14 protein-coding genes and 1 tRNA gene are annotated in these 16,762 nt (G+C 61.2%); 2 read left to right on the top strand and 13 right to left on the bottom strand.

Annotated features, from left to right (window positions below):
• Positions 1 to 26 precede the first annotated feature (26 nt).
• From ACODNH_RS05330 to ACODNH_RS05280, 11 genes are all read right to left on the bottom strand, one after another.
• The gene (locus tag ACODNH_RS05330; RefSeq protein ID WP_434531035.1) at positions 27 to 434 is read right to left on the bottom strand and encodes a hypothetical protein; all 408 of its coding nucleotides are present in this window, start codon (positions 432 to 434) and stop codon (positions 27 to 29) included.
• 34 nt (positions 435 to 468) lie between these two features.
• Positions 469 to 2,316, bottom strand: a complete 1,848-nt coding sequence (locus tag ACODNH_RS05325; RefSeq protein ID WP_434531034.1) for a phage portal protein — start codon at positions 2,314 to 2,316, stop codon at positions 469 to 471.
• Positions 2,317 to 2,318: 2 nt separating this feature from the next.
• Positions 2,319 to 3,944: a hypothetical protein gene (locus ACODNH_RS05320; RefSeq protein WP_434531033.1), complete on the bottom strand. Its 1,626-nt coding sequence runs from the start codon at positions 3,942 to 3,944 to the stop codon at positions 2,319 to 2,321.
• Entirely contained in the window at positions 3,937 to 4,665 is a 729-nt protein-coding gene (locus tag ACODNH_RS05315) for a hypothetical protein (RefSeq protein WP_434531032.1), read from the bottom strand. The genes ACODNH_RS05320 and ACODNH_RS05315 overlap by 8 nt, the downstream gene beginning before the upstream one ends.
• A gap of 173 nt (positions 4,666 to 4,838) precedes the next feature.
• A complete protein-coding gene (locus ACODNH_RS05310; protein ID WP_434531031.1) occupies positions 4,839 to 5,075 on the bottom strand; it encodes a hypothetical protein in 237 nt (78 codons plus the stop codon).
• 2 nt (positions 5,076 to 5,077) lie between these two features.
• Positions 5,078 to 5,392: a hypothetical protein gene (locus ACODNH_RS05305; RefSeq protein ID WP_434531030.1), complete on the bottom strand. Its 315-nt coding sequence runs from the start codon at positions 5,390 to 5,392 to the stop codon at positions 5,078 to 5,080.
• A 212-nt stretch (positions 5,393 to 5,604) separates the two neighbouring features.
• Positions 5,605 to 6,177 (bottom strand): hypothetical protein, encoded by a 573-nt coding sequence (locus ACODNH_RS05300; RefSeq protein WP_434531029.1) that lies wholly within the window; start codon positions 6,175 to 6,177, stop codon positions 5,605 to 5,607.
• A 176-nt stretch (positions 6,178 to 6,353) separates the two neighbouring features.
• Entirely contained in the window at positions 6,354 to 7,208 is an 855-nt protein-coding gene (locus ACODNH_RS05295) for a J domain-containing protein (protein WP_434531028.1), read from the bottom strand.
• A gap of 388 nt (positions 7,209 to 7,596) precedes the next feature.
• Entirely contained in the window at positions 7,597 to 11,247 is a 3,651-nt protein-coding gene (locus ACODNH_RS05290) for a hypothetical protein (RefSeq protein ID WP_434531027.1), read from the bottom strand.
• The gene (locus tag ACODNH_RS05285) at positions 11,235 to 11,459 is read right to left on the bottom strand and encodes a hypothetical protein (protein WP_434531026.1); all 225 of its coding nucleotides are present in this window, start codon (positions 11,457 to 11,459) and stop codon (positions 11,235 to 11,237) included. Before ACODNH_RS05285 ends, ACODNH_RS05290 begins: the two co-directional genes overlap by 13 nt.
• A 135-nt stretch (positions 11,460 to 11,594) precedes the next feature.
• A tRNA-Met gene (locus tag ACODNH_RS05280) sits at positions 11,595 to 11,739 on the bottom strand.
• A 145-nt stretch (positions 11,740 to 11,884) separates the two neighbouring features.
• On the opposite strand from ACODNH_RS05280, the gene ACODNH_RS05275 reads away from it, so the two are divergent.
• Positions 11,885 to 12,895, top strand: coding sequence for a DUF7115 domain-containing protein (locus ACODNH_RS05275; RefSeq protein WP_434531025.1), 1,011 nt, complete (start codon positions 11,885 to 11,887; stop codon positions 12,893 to 12,895).
• A 172-nt stretch (positions 12,896 to 13,067) separates the two neighbouring features.
• Here ACODNH_RS05275 and ACODNH_RS05270 read toward each other — a convergent pair whose 3' ends face one another.
• The gene (locus tag ACODNH_RS05270; RefSeq protein WP_434531428.1) at positions 13,068 to 13,457 is read right to left on the bottom strand and encodes a DUF5830 family protein; all 390 of its coding nucleotides are present in this window, start codon (positions 13,455 to 13,457) and stop codon (positions 13,068 to 13,070) included.
• A 51-nt stretch (positions 13,458 to 13,508) separates the two neighbouring features.
• Between ACODNH_RS05270 and ACODNH_RS05265 the strand changes: the two genes are divergently transcribed.
• Positions 13,509 to 14,168: a TVP38/TMEM64 family protein gene (locus ACODNH_RS05265; RefSeq protein ID WP_434531024.1), complete on the top strand. Its 660-nt coding sequence runs from the start codon at positions 13,509 to 13,511 to the stop codon at positions 14,166 to 14,168.
• Here the strand turns inward: ACODNH_RS05265 and ACODNH_RS05260 are convergent.
• Positions 14,146 to 16,725, bottom strand: coding sequence for a PAS domain S-box protein (locus ACODNH_RS05260; protein ID WP_434531023.1), 2,580 nt, complete (start codon positions 16,723 to 16,725; stop codon positions 14,146 to 14,148). The two genes, ACODNH_RS05265 and ACODNH_RS05260, sit on opposite strands and share 23 nt — an antisense overlap.
• Between the last annotated feature and the right edge of the window lie 37 nt (positions 16,726 to 16,762).

The following is a 16,762-nucleotide window of genomic DNA, read 5'->3' as shown; positions in this document are numbered from 1 at the left end:
TGGTGATTTTTAAAATGAAGTAGAGGTCAGAAACCAAGCTGCAGTAAGAATGTAATAGACACCAAAAGAAGGCCAAGTGTCCGATCTATTAGCCTTTTAAGATTGCGCACGATTGGTTCAGGCATTCGTTCCTTTTCTACTCCATCTGGATCTCTAGAACTGTAGTGTAAGCTGTGTATTTCCTGCCGTAGAGGTGCTATTGCGAGTAACACGGCACCAAAAGAACCGGGAAGGTTTGTTATTATATCAGTAGTGGTAAACTCGAAAATTGTTGTGAGTGCCCACAGAAAAAGCCCGATAGAAGCCAAATTAATCAGATGGTATAACAATCTTCTGGCAATATCTTGTCTGATTTCTCCAGGGTCAAAATAACCCGTTTTGTGCTCAAGATGATATACCGCACTTTTCCAGTCTTCAATCAGCTGGAAAGACATGTTAATGAACTTCGCGCCTGGCCACATATTATTTTCAGGCTCCTATTTGCGGCCAGCCACTCGTGTCGGTCAGCTCCTCGTAGACGAAGTCCCACTTGACGTTCTCGTGGTGGAAGGATCCGTGACTGCTGGCCTCTTTGAGACCTTGCCACGTCTCCTCGGGGACGTCGAGGTAAACGTAGATCCGGTCGACTGGGTTGCCGTGGAAGCGGATGTAGAGGTCCCGTGTCTGGCGGTCGTAGAGGCCGGCGACGAGGTTGCTGCTGTCGAACTGCATCATATCAACCCGGGTTTCGTCGGGCGAGAGCGGGTCGTCCGCCTCGACCGTGACGCCAGAGCGAGTGCCGACCTTGTTCTCTTTCGGAGGGGCGTCCTCCGGCCGGCTGGCTTCCGTCTGCCCGGTGGCATCTTCGCCGACCTCTGCCTCGAACTGAGCCAGCATCATGTCGCCGTACTCGTCGTCCCGGGGCGGCAGTCCGAGCTCTTCCCGGGCTTCGTTGACCGTCCCGATCCCCGCCATCCGCATGGCCCGGACACGCTTCTCGGCCATCTGCGCCTCTTCCTTGGGCCGGTCGGCGCCGCGCAGCACGAAGTCGATCGTCCAGTCGTCGACGCCGAGAGCGGTCTGGTGCAGGATACGGTAGAGCCGTGCCTCAAACTTCGCCTGCTCCGGTGCGATGATGTCTTCGGCGAACTCCTGAACCTGCGCCTGGGAGTTCGACCGGTTCGACGTGTCGGTGACGTTGATGAGGATCGGCGGCACCTCGTGCACCTTCGCAATCTCGTGTTCGTTGCGCCGGCGGAACTCTTGGAACTCCATGTCGGCCTGGTCCGTCGCCCCCAGCGGTTCGAACTCTATCTCGACGTCGCTTGGGTCGCCCTCGGCCAGCGGGTCGTCGCTCTGGAACTCGAAGCCGTCGACCTCGAGGATCGCTGTCCGGTACCGCTGGCCCTTGAGGTTCTGCTGGAGTTGTCGGAGCTCCTCTTTGCTCTCCTCGGTGAGCGTGCCGCCGTAGACCTTGATCGCGTAGTGAGGGATGCCTAGGTTGTCGAATATGTCGTGGTTCATCTCTTGGGCGGCTTCGTCGGCGGCCATCGTCCGCATAGACGCGACCCAGTCTGGGATGCCGTAGTACAGCGACAGTGGCGACGGGTTGGGGATGAAGATCAGCTCGTTGGCCGGCCCGTTCGGGAGGTCCTCGGCGCTAGATGCGACCTCGCCCGTCTCCTTGTCGACGAACGTCGGGTCGTCGCCGTAGCGGTCGCCGGCCTCGCCGAAGTACCGCCGGCGCCCCTGTCGGATTTGGACGTATCCGTGACCACTTTCGATCTCTTCGCGTGTCTCGCCGTTTGCGGTCTCGATCTCCGTTGTCGTCTTGCGAACGCGGGTCGTCGCCGACGGAACGTGGGCCAGCCCGACTGGCGTGCCGTCGCCCTCGACGAGGATCTCCAGCGACGCCCACCCGATGCCGTGGTAGTCGAGCCGGGACAGTTCCAGTACCTCCTCGGGCGTCGCGGCGGTCGTGTTTTCGGGGCCGATCGACCACTTCGAGTCCGAGCCGTGCCAGAAGTTGTTGACTGTCTTGTACGCATCCCCGTCTGGGTCGGGGCTGTCGGCGCTTGGGTGCGGGACGATGTCGAACCCGTACCCACACTCATACCGGGCCTTCTTGCGGAGACAAGCCTGGTGCGTCTCGTTGAGTTCTTGGAACGAGGCCAGCGTTTCGGGATTATACGGCGGGACGATGCCCCGACCGACGTCCGTTGCGATTCGCCGTTCGTCAAGCTGCGTTGTCTCCTTGGCTTTCGACATCGCCCCGCTGTTGCCGGGCGTCGAGATGGACAGGGAGACGCGTGCCTCGTCAGATGTGTCGTCTGTCATGATTAGAGATAACTCACTCCGCTGGAGCTGTCGTCGCCGCCATCGTCGCCGGCGTCATCCTCTTCGAGCGCGCCGATCCCTTCCAGATGCCGGATGCCCTGCTCGGCCATGTACCACGACGCGATCAGGTCCGGCGTGTGGCCCTGGAGCTTCCCATCCTGCAGCGTGAGGCTCATTGCCGCCTGGATGAAGTCCTCGGTGCCCGAGTGGCCACGGTAGAACTGAACGCCGCCGTTCTCGACGAGCCGACGGAGTCGCGGGATGCCGTTCTCCCAGCTGTGTTTCTTGCCCGTCGTCGGGATGCCCGTGACCTTCGCCCGCAGCGACGCCGAGAACTCCAGGGCGTCGTTGGCGACGTACTGCTGCATCCCGTTGCTCTCGATCACCACGACGGCCGGGTCGTAGCGCTCGTCGAGGTCGGCCAGCGTGGCCTTCACCGCCGAGGGTTGCATCCCCGTCTCGGCTTTCGCATCGAGCAGTCGACGCCGGCCATCGCGACCGACGCGCCACGCGGTGAACGCCGCGTTGTCCCCGGTGTCGGACTGGGCCGGGTCGTGGGCAACGACGGTCGCCTCGCCGGCGCCGGGCGTCAGCTGTCGGGGTGGATCCTGCCCACGGATCGAGCACCCGCCATTGTCGACGAGCTTGTTGACGTCTGCCTCGTTGATGAGGTTGCCCGACGCCCCGCGGATGACCATGCAGAACTCCCGCCAGAACAGATGGCGAGACATCTGGTCGTACTTCTCGGCGAGGTACCGCGGCCCGCGGGCCTCCGGCCAGAGGACGTGGACAGTGTCGTCGACGAGTGGGCTGCCGTCAACCTCCGTGTAGAGGTCTTCCGGTGGCCGGCGCTCCTGCCACGTATCGTCTTCGCGAAACTCGCGATCCCACTCCTCGAGGACGGCCGGGTACTCGGTGAAGTTGTACGCATCGCGCTCGATCAGGTGCGAGTAGATGTCGTCCGGCTTCTTTCGCGTCCCGATGACGGCTGTCGTCCCGGAGTCCTTGACCATCGGCACGGTGACACCCTCGATCCACTGCAGGACCTCCTCGGTGTCGCCGTCGCCGCGCTCCTTGATGACGTCGTCGAGGAGGAGTTGGTGCGAGCGGTCGCCCTCGATCGCCCCGAAGAGCCAGCCGGCGTACAGTCCCGAACCGTGCTCCCAAATCTTGGCCTCCTTGGTGTCCTGCTCCATCGGGCCGTTGAGGTTGGTGAGCCACGGGTTCCGCTCGACCATCTTCCAGAACTCCGTGTCGGCCTTCTTGTGGGCCTGCCCCTGGGTGTTCGTGATCCAGTGGGCCATGAACCCGGGCTGGTACTCCAAGCAGGCGATAAGGTAGCCCAGCGAGAAGGTCGTCTTCAGCGAGTCGCGGTGGGCCAGCATCCCGATGTTCTCGTCGCTCGCGAACTGCTCGGCCCAGTGGACGTGGACGTCGCCGATCGGGACGTGCGGGTCACGCTCGGCCTCCATGTACCCCTCGGTCAACCTGTTGAAGTAGACGTCCCACGGGCAGCCGTCGAAGGGGTTCAGCACATCGCGCTGGACAGCAGGGTCTTCGAACTCGCGCCAGATCTGCTCGGCCTGGCGGTCCGGGTCGAGCTCGTGCTTGTCGGTGGTACTACTCATCTGTGTCCTCCTGGTCGTACCGAGCACGCAGGGCCTCCCGCAGCGCCGCCTTCGTCTCGTCGTCGACGGCGACGGTCGAGTCCGTCTCGAGTGAGCCTTCTACTTCGACACGGTCCTTGTAGACGCCCAGCGCCTCGCCCTTGGCCTCGAGGTGCTTCGACTGTTCGTTACGGGCCATCGCCTGCCCCTTGAAGTCGTCCTGATCGCGACGGAGGCCGTCGAACTCCTTAGTGTACTTCGGCGACCCGTCCACAGCTCGCAGCGGGTACTCCTCGCCGGGGAAGACGTCAGTCGTGTCGTCGGTGAACCGGATGATAACGTCGCGCTCGGTCGCCCACTCGGGCCAGTCTTCGTCGCTGGGCTCGACTATCTCCCACGCCGGCCACTGCATGGGCGATTCGCGGTCGTCGGAGACGCGGTCGGTCTTCGGGACGACACGCACGATCGGCTCGTCTTCGGTGGCCTCGGCCTCGGCTTCCCGGGCCCGCTGGAACATCCGCTCCTCGCGCTCGGCGATCTGGAGACGGACGTTAGCGTGCTCCTTCTCGATCTGCTCGATGACCGCGTCGGCCGGCTCGTCGTTGAGGTAGTCGCGGATGGTCGACCGTGTGTACGAGCCGATGCCCTCCGCTTCGAAACGGTCCCGAATTTCGCCGACGCTGAGGTTATCAAGATGATGCCACTTGAGGGCCAGCGTGACTCGGCGGTCTCGGTTACTCATAGTACTGAAATTGTCGTAGGGTGTCGAACTGACACTTGTAGTTTAAATAGGCGAACTGCTCGGCCGCGACGTCCCATCAGAAGGCCACCGTGCCTTTGTCACACTCTGGACAGGTAGTGTAATTTGTGCCCGACCAGCCGCAGACCGGGCACCGGCGTTTGACCTCTTGGTCGTCATCCGTCATCGTCGTCGCCCTTGACCTGCTCGGCTTCGTCGAGCGCCGTCGTGAACGTCCGCCGACCGAACACGGCGATGCCGGCGGCGATGACGATGGCGAGCATGACGATGTGCCAGAGTGTCCCCATGGGCTGACCGGTCAGCTGGCCGTGGCCCCACAGCCCGACGACGAACACGATGATCAGGGCGCCGATACCAGACCGGAGCGCTCGGTAGGGTTGCTGTGGTCGCATACTCAGTTGTCGTCCCGATTGGTGGTCTGTTGCGACCGGACCTCGGCGAACGCTGTCGCGAGGGCCGCGTAGTCGGCGGCGTCGATGCCGTTGTAGAGGCCGAGCGTGGCGATACTGAGTACGGTGATGATGGTCGCATCGGCGTTCGTGAGAAACAGCGCCGTCAGGGCAATGCCGATGATGCCAGCGTTGACGAGGATGGTGCGCAGGATTTTCAGCGTTTTCAGCATCCGTAGGTCACCACCCGACCGAGCGATCTCGCAGTAGTCGTCGACGAGGACATCGTGGACGTACCAGGGCCGTTGTGTCTGACTCATGATGCATCGTGGGCCCCGGCCCGGTCGGTTAGTCGGCTGGCGGTGCTTGACTGAATCATAACTGTCCGGGTGGGGAGTTGCACCCCGCGCTCGTGAAGTGGGTGTGGGGGACGAGCGTACTGAATCCGGACTGGGCGGTCGACGTCGGAGTGACGAGCTGGGCCGACCGGTTGACTGGCGATGCGGACCCTACCGCCGGACTACGTGGCGGATCATCGGGGCCGGCGACCGGCTTTGACGGCTCTCGCGACGGCCGTCGAGAACGTCCCGAAGTCATCGCCGGCGTAGTCTGGATCCCGCTTGAGCTCACCGACCTCGACGAGCAATGCGAGTGGATCGTGAGCGGCACCGAACTCGGTCAGCGTGGCGATGATGCCCACCGCCGCTTCCAGAGCCTCGCGACGAGACCGCGTCGATGGCGACCGATGGGTGTCGACGGCGCCGCAGAACGCACATGCCGTCGACGAGTCGAGATTGTCGTCCGGTGGGTTCGCGTGTTCGGTACGATCAGCGAGTCGCTCTTGTTCGTGGTACTCCCGGTCGGCGGTGTTCCATCTGGGCTCACCCTCCGGGAGATCGTACTCGACGAAACTCAACATGTCACCAACGCGGCGACCCCAGTTATGATCGAAATTGTGCCGGGCACGGATGCGTCGGTAGCACTGCTGGCAGCACAGGCTCGGGTCTGCGACCAGCGTCTCGAAGACGTCCTCGGGTTGGTCGGGGGCGTTGGTGGCATCAACGGCGAGCGAGATATCGCTCTCGAAACTGGGTATTGAAAACATGCGTAACTGGGCAGGTCACCGCCATGGACGGGCGGCTGGGTGGCGGCCAAGTACTTCATTCCGACGTATGTAACTCGATCCTGATAGTGACAATGGGCCACGGTGGAATGGTCTGCGAACTTTGCCGCACAATTTGCGAAATATCTCAGTATCAGGATCGACTGTATTGTATCTATTCAATCAGCACCAAGTTTGATCTTATATGATACTTCCCAATCCTCCGACCCTCTCGATCCGATTTCTTCTTCCAGTATATTATTCTCAATACATTTTCTCAGCAAGATACGGTTGAAATCACCACTTCCAATTTTATTTGCAATCGAATGCATATCCAAATTTGGAGACATGAAAGAGAAAATGAATGTCGGACTAGAAGACCCCTGACCCATCCAGTCTGAAATTGCCTTCTCTAAATTCTCCTCGGAAATACTGTCTTGGTTAAAATCAGCATTAAGATCCGAAAGGAGCCTCACAATATTCGATTTCTGGTCCAATACTTCTTCAATTTCGGTAATCATCAATTCTAGGTTTCTCACTTTGGTTCGAAGATACCAATATATAGCACCAAAATACAGGCAAAGTACAATCAAAATTGGAGCCATGATTTCACCCCTCACAAACGGGATCGCGGGAAATACAATGTTCGGTTGCACAAGAGATTTCAATATATTAATCAAGGATATAACCCCAGCGAGCACTGTAAAAGGAAGTAAATATTGTTTTACCCTCCTGTATTTGGAAGTTTGCCTTCTTTCAATCCGATTAATCGTTTTCTTCGTTTTTTCTTTTTTCTTACTGTAATTTGAATTGCTCGTTTCGACAACTCCAGTGTCTTCGTATAATCTTATATCTTGATTGCGGATGTTTTCTCTTATTTTATTTCTAGCTTCAATTAATTTTTTGAATTCTTCTGGGTCCCCGCCCTGATCTGGATGATACTCTTTTGCGAGTTTTGCGTACCTTCTTTCCACACTTTCGAGTGTTGTATCCTCATCTACATTCAGATATTTATATGCTTCATCTATGTCCATGACTAAGATTATTACAACATGTTAATTTGTACTTTGTGAACGTCAAAGATTAGTCTGAAATGTAATATGAGATCTTGCGAGCGTCGCCACCGATTCCTTTCTGATTACTTGCTATTCCTTCACTCTGTAATGTCTGAAGTGCGTCTCTGGCAGTACGATCTGGGAGTTGTGTCCGTGCTCGAATCTCAGACTGAGAACAGGGGCCGTGATGTTTCAAGATTATATATATTAGTTTACAGCTGGGGCGCAGCGATGCGACATCCGGATCGATAATGTTGATATCGGTACTCATTGGTGGGTTTCATCAGGTTGTTTCATGGGCGATGCTTGCTCCGAGCAAACCCGTGGCTACTCGGCGGGGCGTCCGCCGATGGCATCGATGTGGATGTCACGCCGTATCTGGGGGTGACTGCCAGTCCCAGACGGCCGCTTCATTACCGTCATCAGTACTGGCGGGCGACATCACCCTCTGCGTTGCCTGTGTGGGGTCCAGGATCGCCAACGACCACGTATAGGTATCCAATACGGCATCGTTGGCAGTCTCGCCCAGGTCCACAACGCCGGCGTTGGGCAACCCATCATCGGCGTACAGCGTCGCACCGTGTGCGCCGCCACCCTCGAAGGCCTGCACCGCGTCCATGCCCTCGAGGCGATGGAGCGTCTGGCGGACGTGCTCTTTCGTCACGCCAACGGCCTCGGCGATCTCCCGAGCCGTCTTTGACGTCGTCGACGACCGGAGTTCCTCTACGATGGCTCGCTGCGCGTCGGTGAAGGTCCACTCGATGCCCGACACCTGGACGTCGGCGAAGTCAGTTGGCATCGCGTCGGTTCGGACGAACACCGTCGCGTGGCTCTCGGGGTCGTCGGGGTTCCGGGCGTACCGGCCGGCGGCCTGGGCCGTGTGATTCTCGCGAACACTTGCGAGGATGGCCTGGGCAGTCTCGGCGTCGGGGCCCTCGAAACCGCGCCCGTGGGCACGCTCTTGGGCACCGTCGACGTCGACCGTCTCCGGCGCCGCGTCCAGGTCGAGCTCGGCCAGCAGGTCGAGAACGAAATCGTCGCCGGGGTCGATGGATCCCTCGACGAGACCGACGTCCTCGTGAGCGAAGTCGTTCCGTGACTTCTCCTCGCCGTAGTGCATCGTCCGGTCATCGACGTCGTTGACGCTGGCGTCATCGAGGATTTCTTGCAGCTGAGACTCGACGGCGCTGGTCGTGATGGCGGTCCGGAATCCATCGCCGTACTCCTCGCGGAGGTGCTCGACCATCGTCTCGACTTGGTCGCGCTGGAAGTACTCACCGCTCGCGAGCGGCCGGGTCGCCTCGCCAACCTGGACGACGCGAAGTCCGCGCTCATAGCGGCGCCAGAGTCGCCGCTCCTCGGGGTCGAGCACCGCGGTGGTGTCGATGTGAGGGACTGTGTTGACGGCCCACACCGGCTGGGCGGGGTGGGCGTCCAGCCCGATCACACTGCGGGCATGTGAGAGGTCCGGTACCGTCCGCACTGTCCGGATGTCGTTGTCCTCGTCCATCGCGACGGTCACCCAGACGCGGTTCCACCCATCGCCCTCGCCGGCGTTGGCGTCGAGTCGTGGTGGCTGGTGGGGTGTCTTCCCGACCCGGCGGCCATTTCCTCGGTCTTCGGCATGGAAGATAGCCCTCGCGAGGGCTGGAGCGAGGGTATGAGCGTCGGGCTCGGAGATGTACCACTCCCGGTCGGGCTCGAAGTCGAGACAGTGTTGGAGCTGGTCGCGCTCTTTGCCGGCGTCGCCACCCCAGCCGTTGTGGTCGACCAGTGAGATGAACGACTCCCAGGTGGTGACCGGCGCGTCAGCAGCCTGGAGGAACGCGGTGATGGCGCGCTCGATGCGCTCTTTCGTGAGGTCCTGCTGGAAGTCGGGTTCCTCGTCGATGACGATGTTCGCGGACTGCCGGAGTCCGGGGACGTGGGCGAAGTTGTGGGTAGCGATGACGAGCGACCAGTCGCCCTCGCGGAGGACCTCCCACTGCTCGATGGCAGGACACTCGGCCGACTCGCCTTCGTCAAAGTCGCCCTTTTCGTCGTCGTAGGTCGTTGATGACCCGATACAGCAGGGGAGTGTCGTCGACTGGTCGTTGTGTTCGGCGAGATACTGGTGGGCGGCCGAGAACGGTATGCCCTTCCCCTCGCACTGAGCGTCGAGCCACTGACTTGCGGGCTCGCCCTCGATGGTGATAACCTGTCGGTCGGCGTCGGCCTCCCGAGCTTCACGGGGATCGTGGTCACCCGCAGCGACGGGGCAGGCCTCGTGTCGTGACTGCAGGACGAAGTGCTCGCCACCGTGTTCCGCAGCGGCCTCGGCGGCTTCATCGCGAGCGTCGCGGGTGGCCGACAGGTGGACGACCGGCTGGTCGCCGGTGACATCGTCAAAGGCGTCCCATCGGGTGGTCGCGACGGAGTAGGACTTCCCCAGCGATGTCGGTGCATCGACGACAGTCTCGTCTTCGTGGCGCATTGCCTGCTTGATGGTGTCGAGCAACTCGTCGCGAGCATCGTCCGTCGACGGCCACTCTAGGCCGCGCTTCTTTGCGGCCCGGCGCCGCTCTCGCTGCGGAAGTGCTTCGAGCTGGCCGAGCGGTAGTGCGCTGGTTGGCTCGCCGTCGACGTCGTCGTCCCGGGCCCACGCGTCCTGCAGGAGCAGGTGGGCGTCATCGCGATCACCGTCATCGTCGACACCATCGTCTTCGAGCTCGGGGATGTCGAAGCCGAGGTCGCGGAGGTGCTCAACACCGGTCCACCAAGTCGCGCCGGACACACCGCCGGCGGCTTGCTCCGGACGGAGTTCGCCGGCGTCGATGGCGGCCATGACCACGGGTCCACCGTAGCCACCCCGGTCGCCGGTGTCCATCCATCGCTCCGAGTTGACGATGTTCGCCGTCCCGTTGGAGTTCGGTCCCCAGGTCGGCGCGAACGCCCGTTCGCCATCGCTCGTCGACGCTGAGTCGTTCCAACGGTGGACGATGGTCCGCCCGGCGACGCGCTGGGCATTGAGGCGGTCCAGGGCATGGAAGATGTCTCGGATGTCGGTCGTTGTCTCGGATGTCGATGTCGCCGTGGGCTCGTAGTCAGTGCTGTCGAACTCTTCGCGAGCGGCGGCGGGCTCGTCGACACGGTCAGCCTGACTGGCGGCGACCGGGTCGTTGACCTGCACGAGCGTCTCGACAACATCATCGTTCCACTCACGAACTTCGGTCGGCGTCCCGGCCACGTGGTCGCCGGTCATCACACAGACGCGCTTGCCGGGATACACTTCGATAGCGGGGAGGTCGTCGTTGCTTCCCCACGGATCGTCGTCAAGCTGCCACGACGCCTGCTTGACGCCGTCGGGAAGCTCACCGCGGTAGATGGCGTGGGCGCCGGCGCCAGACTGGGAAATGTCGGCGTAGGTCAGCCCAAGGTGTTCGAGCATCGCGACGAACGCCGGATGGAGCTCGCCGGTCTCAGGATCCCGGACATCGTCGCCGTCGACGTAGGCGAACGGGTCGTCGGGCTGTTGCAGGAACGCCCGGCCGTCGAGACGAGGGTCGACCTCGGCCATCGCGATGTCCTCGCCGTCGAGGTAGTGGCCGTCGTAGCCCCACTTGTACCGAGCGTCGCAGTCACACGTCGACGCGGTAGTATGGCCGTCCTTGCTGCACTCGGCGGGGGCATCACTGTCTCCCCACGGTGCGAATGGCTTCTTATTTTGGTGGCCCATCCACTGCTCGCGCTCAAGCAGCGCATGCGGGTAGACATCCGGCTCCGAGTTAGCCCAGTCGGCTCCGCTCCAACGATCCCATTCGGGATCTCGCTGCGGCCGTGATGGTGACCCGCTTACGCGGTCCTCCGTATTTTTACTTGAATCTTGTCCAGATTCAGGGGTGTCCTCGTTGAGGACCTCTGCGACATCGGTCGGTGGCTCGCCGAGCGCACCGGCGATGGCGACCATGCTGGCGTCGGGATTGCGTTCGAGGTAGTTCTCGACACGCTCCCGCAGCGAGAGGTCGCTCAAGGCGACCACCTCCAATCGTCGAGCGTCGTCTGTCCGTCAGTGTCAGGTCGGTCGGGGCCGTCACTGGGATGGGGGACGTTCTCGACTCTTTCCTCGCCGTCGGCATCGAGACAATCGTCGACGACATCGACGGTTTCGCCGTTGTCCAGTTCCGGCCGCTCGGTGATGTGCTGGACAGTCCCGTCCAGAGCGGGCCCGTCGTAGGAGACACGCCCGCTCATGCCTGACACCCCGCAGTTTCCACTGCAACATTCGGAGAACTATCTATTGCGTTATGTAATTCATTATCGGGGTAGCCGGTCAGATAGCCGTCGTTAGAACGGTTCTGCCGATGGGTATGTAAAGTTTCAGAGTAGTGCCCGGGGAGGGCTCCGAACCCTCGATCTCCGCATGGCCCAGGTCTGGGGCGTGACGAGCGCCCCGGGGTCATGACGGGTGCACTGCCGCATGAGTCGAAAGACCCTATGAGTGCGGCGCTATGTCCAGCTAAGCCACCCGGGCGCGGGTGCATTCAGGCGTTGGCCGTTAGCCGTCTTGAAGGTTCTCATCTCCGTCGAGACTGTGGAGCAGTCTCACGCTGTGGGCGCCTCATCGGCGCTGATACTCGACCCGCGGATTTAAGCCACCACGCAGGTATGCAGGCAGTATGGAGATACCAGACCTCGTCCAGCAGGAACTCGGGGACGAGGAGATCCGGGGCGGTGTCAACCTCGGCGATGAAGACGCGGCCTGTTTTACACCAACCCGGACGCTCGTCTACCGTGGTGAGGGCCTTCTCAGCGACGAGAAGGTCGCCAGCTATCCACATGACTTCGAACGGCTCACGGTTTCGGAAGGCCGGCGCAAAACTAAATTCTCACTCATCTACACCAGTGAGAAGCTCGAACTGTCTGTCCCCGGGAGCCGCGCTGATGCCGTCCTCGAACGACTGCTCGAAGGGAAGCTCACCGTCTCGGGCGGCATTGCTCCCGATGAGAGTCTCGCCGGCGTATTCCGGTTCAGCGAACTCACGCTGGTGATTACCGATCGCCAGCTGCTCAAGCACATCGGCAACGTCACCTGGGACGCCGACTACGAGGCGTTCTCCTTCGACGACGTGACCGGTCTAGAGTTCGAGGAGGGCAGCGTCGCTACGGCCGTCGTCCTCTCATTTAACGAGCGACCAGAGCGCATCAAAGCGCCGTCCGAGGAAGCACCGATGGTCCGGAAAACGCTCGAAGAAGCCCTCTTTGCGTACCACGAGGTGGATTCGCTTGCCGATCTCAACGCCATGGTTGGGGCCGACCCCGACAAGGGTGCTGACGAAGCCGGCAACGGGCTCGGCCTCGAATCCGGCATCGACCCGCTTGTGAGCAACGATGAGGAGGGCGGTGACGATGCCGAGGCTGAATCCACGAGCACCAGTACACAGGCCGCGACCGCACCGACCAATGAGCAGGGCGCCACCACCGAAGCCACGACGGAAACACGATCCAGAGACACGGCCGGTAGAGACACTGGCTCGGTCGAGTCGGACACCGCCACAGACTCCGATATCGCTGAACTCGAAGCACAGGTCGCCGAACTGACCGCCGCTGTCGAAGCACAGAACGAACAGCTCCAGAAGCAAGAGCGCACAATCAAACAGCTCATCAAGGAACTCCGGCAGGGTCGCTAAGCCGCCGCGTTTCGCCTTGGTGCCTGTTTCGGACAGCTCACTATTTTCTGGTCGTTGTCTTCGATTACACGCTGAGACTGGCGCTGTGACAGCAACCACGCTTTCGCCACTCGCGGCTCGCTTCGGTCGCCGCTTGTCCACCGAGGGCCACTCCCTTCGGTCGCGCCCCTCGTTACTCCCGTCCTAACACTTTCCGAATACACGTTGACCCGAACGGGCCCAGTTCGCCGTCGTCAAACTGGACGAAGTGGCCCGTACTGATAGCTGCACCACAGCGCTGACACGAGAACTCCCCGTCACGGACGACGACATCGCTGTCGAAGTTCACGTACGATCCCTGTGATCGGGGGCGGACAACGCCGTTCTCGCGTTCGATGAGACCGCGCATCACTGCGGTGTCGAGTATCTCTCGCTGGACCTGCGGGTTGGTCGTCACCGTCTCGATGCGGTCGAGGGCGTCGGCGACGGACAGTTCCCCGTGTTCCAGATGGGCGAGTAGTTCGACACCGAGTTCGACCGGGTCTCGCGTCTCGGACACAATCGCCGATTCAACCCCGAGCAACGTAAAAGATACCACAAAGCGTTTGTCGATTGCTACCGCCCAATTGGGTAGATGGACCGCCTCGCGAAGCGACAGCTGGTCGGGACTGTCGGGCTAGTCGCAGTCGTCGCCATCGTGACGACGCTGCTTACACCCGAGCGGGTGGTGGCCCAGCTGATGCACCTCGCCGACCATCCCGTCTACCTCGCGGGCGTCATCGTCGGCCTGTATCTGGTCCGCCCGTTCTTCGCGTGGCCGACGATGCCACTATCTGCGTTCGTCGGATTCGTCCTCGGGGTCAAATACGGCTTCCCGGTCGCGCTGATGGGCGCACTCGTCACCTGCCTCATCCCCTACCGATTCGCACTCCGGGCCGGTGAGCAAGGCGGAATGTTCGGCTGGCTGGGGGACTCCGGCCGGCGGATCATCGAGGTGACCGGCGAGACGAGAGGCGTTCTCGCAGCGCGGCTCTCACCGGTGCCCGCGGACCCAGTCTCCTATGGGGCCGGGTTCGCCCGCGTCTCGCCGCGTTCATTCGCTGTCGGGACGTTTCTCGGTGAGATTCCGTGGGTTGCCGTCGAGGTCACCGCAGGCGCGTCACTGCGGTCGCTGACGCTCACTGGTCTCACCGTCGACGCACTCCCGCATGTCCTGTTGCTTTCCGCGGCGCTGGCTGTGCTGGTGCTTGCGGGGCCGGCCTACCGCCACGTCAGCGCTCCGAACTCGTCGTGAACTCGAATCGCGCGCCGCCGCCATCGCTTTCTGTCAGCGATACCGACCAGTCGTGGGCCTGTGCGACCTCCGTGACGATTGCCAGCCCGAACCCGGTTCCCGTATCGCTTGTGGTGTAGCCCCGTTCGAACACGTTATCTCGCTCTTCCAGCGGAATACCAGCGCCGTCGTCGGCCACATAAAATCCGGTATCCGTTGTCCCGACGGAGACAGTAATCGGGGCTGAGGTGTTCGTGCAACACTCGCGCTCCTCCGCGTCGTCGGGCTGCTTCTGGTCGCTTGCGGACCCATGTTCCACACTGTTCCGGAACAGGTTCTCGAACACCGCACGGAGCCGTGCCGCGTCAGCTTCGACCGTCGCTGTCCCGTGTTTTTCAAGCCTGGCTTCGCCGGTTTCGACATCGGCCCAGGCCTGCCCTGCGAGGGCGGCGAGGTCAACCATTGTCGTCTCACCGACCGTATCGCCCTGCCTTGCGAGGGTCAACAGGTCGTTGATGAGGTCGTCCATCCGGTCAGCCGCGGACTCAGCCGCCTCAAGATGTGAGACGTCGCCTGACGTCCGGGCAACTGATATTCGCCCTTTGACCACGTTCAGCGGGTTTCGAAGGTCGTGGCTAACGACAGATGCGAACTCTGTAAGCTGTCGTTCCCTGTCTTTCCGGTCGCTGATATCGCGGATGACGCCCGCTGTCCCGTTGAACTCCTCGTCTTCGGCCGGAAGCAACGCGATATGGATCTCGATAGGGGTGTGATTCCCATTCTGATCGACGATATCCGTTTCGAAGGTCATGTTCTGCCGAGTCGGGTCAGACAGCATGGTCCGGATAAGGTCGCTGCCACGGGAGATGTCCTCGCCAGCCATAATCGTGGAGATGTGCTCACCGATGAGTGCATCCGGTTCGAACCCTGTTAGTCGCTCTACCGCCTCGTTCACGTAAGTGAAGACGCCCTCGTCGTCAAGGGTGTACACCGGGTCGCCGACGGCCTCGATGATCGTCTCGTAGCGTTCGAGTTCCCGCTCGCGTTGCTTTCGCTCTGTCGTCTCGCGCATCACGCCGACTGACCCGTCGAAGTTCCCGTCCTCGTCGAACAGCGGTGCGATCCTGTCCTCGTTGATCCGGACCGTCCCGTCAGCCGATATCGTCCGCATCTCGTAGGCCGCCCACGTCCGATTGTCGTCGTCAATCAGGTCACGAATGAGTGCTGTTCCTCTCTCGACGTCTCCTTCGGGCATGAACCGGGCCGGATCTGAGTCAATAATTTCCGAGCGGTCGTACCCCAGATGGACGGCCATCGCCTCGTTCACCATCTCTATGGTCCCGTCCCTATCGAGGACGTACATCGGGTCCCCGACGTTTTCGACCAGCGTCCGGTACTCTCTGAGTTCTCGCTCCCGGCGCTTCCGCTCGGTGATGTCCCGGCCGATGCCGGCAATCCCGAACAGGTCGCCGCGCTCGTCTTCGATGAGCGTGCCCTTAAACTCGTACTGGAGCCGTTCGCCCTCAGCTGTCTCGACTCCTGCCTCGATGGTTCCGTACCCTGTCTCTAGCGTCTCTTCGAATATCCTCCATAGTTTCTCGTGGTCGGAATCCACAATGAGGTCGCCAATCCCCATCGACGCTAACTTCTCGTTGGTGTAGCCGGTCACCGACTGGACGGTGTCGTTCCACCGGACCAGGCTCCCGTCGGTGCCGACCACGTAGAACATATCGTCGACAGAGTCGATGAGCTTCTCGGTAAATGCCCGTTGCTCCGCGAGCTCCCGTTCACGCTCCTCGCGCGCAGTCACGTCGGTGATGAACCCTTCGAGGATTTCGACGCCATTGTCGTCGGTGTCGACGACACGCCCGCGCTCCCACATCCAGCGGGTCTCACCGTCGGCCGTCTCGACCTGGTAGGAGACTTCAAACGGTTCGCCGGCGGCGATACAGGTCTGGACTGTTTCCCAGAGACGCTCCGTCTCGGAATCCTTAATCAGCGCGCCCCAGGAGACGTCGCCACGTTCGAGCGTCTCCGAACTGTAGCCGACTAGCTCCGCTGCACCGTCGCTGACGAACTCCATCGGCCAATCGGGCTCGTTCCGGGCACGATACACCATCCCCGGGAGATTCGAAATGAGCGTCGACAGCATCCGCTCAGACTCTTCGAGCGCAGTCTTGGCCCGTCGTTCCTCGACAGCCCGCTCAATACGGTTGGCAAGCACGGCATACTGGTCTGTCCCCATCCCTTTCTGGAGATATTCGGTGACGCCAGCGGAGATGGCATCACTCGCGATTTCCTCGTTTCCCTTGCCAGTAAAGAGAATAAACGGGAGTTCCTCGTACTCCTCGCGGACGACCTTCAGAAATTCGAGCCCATCCATGCCCGGCATGTCGTGATCGCTAACGACACAGTCGAACGTGTGCTCGGACAATCGCTCTAACCCATCGGCTGCACTTCGCTCGGTACAGACAGCGAGATTACTGTGCGTTTGCTCCAGATGGACCGCAACGAGATCGCCAAGGTCGGGGTCGTCGTCGACGTGTAGCACCGAAATCTCTCCCCCGTGACCACTCATACAACTCTGTTCGTTGTTCCAAGATATTAAACCCGCG

This window comes from Haloarcula sp. NS06 (genome assembly GCF_051122755.1).
Taxonomy (GTDB): domain Archaea; phylum Halobacteriota; class Halobacteria; order Halobacteriales; family Haloarculaceae; genus Haloarcula.
This window is presented reverse-complemented; position numbering and strand designations above follow the sequence as displayed.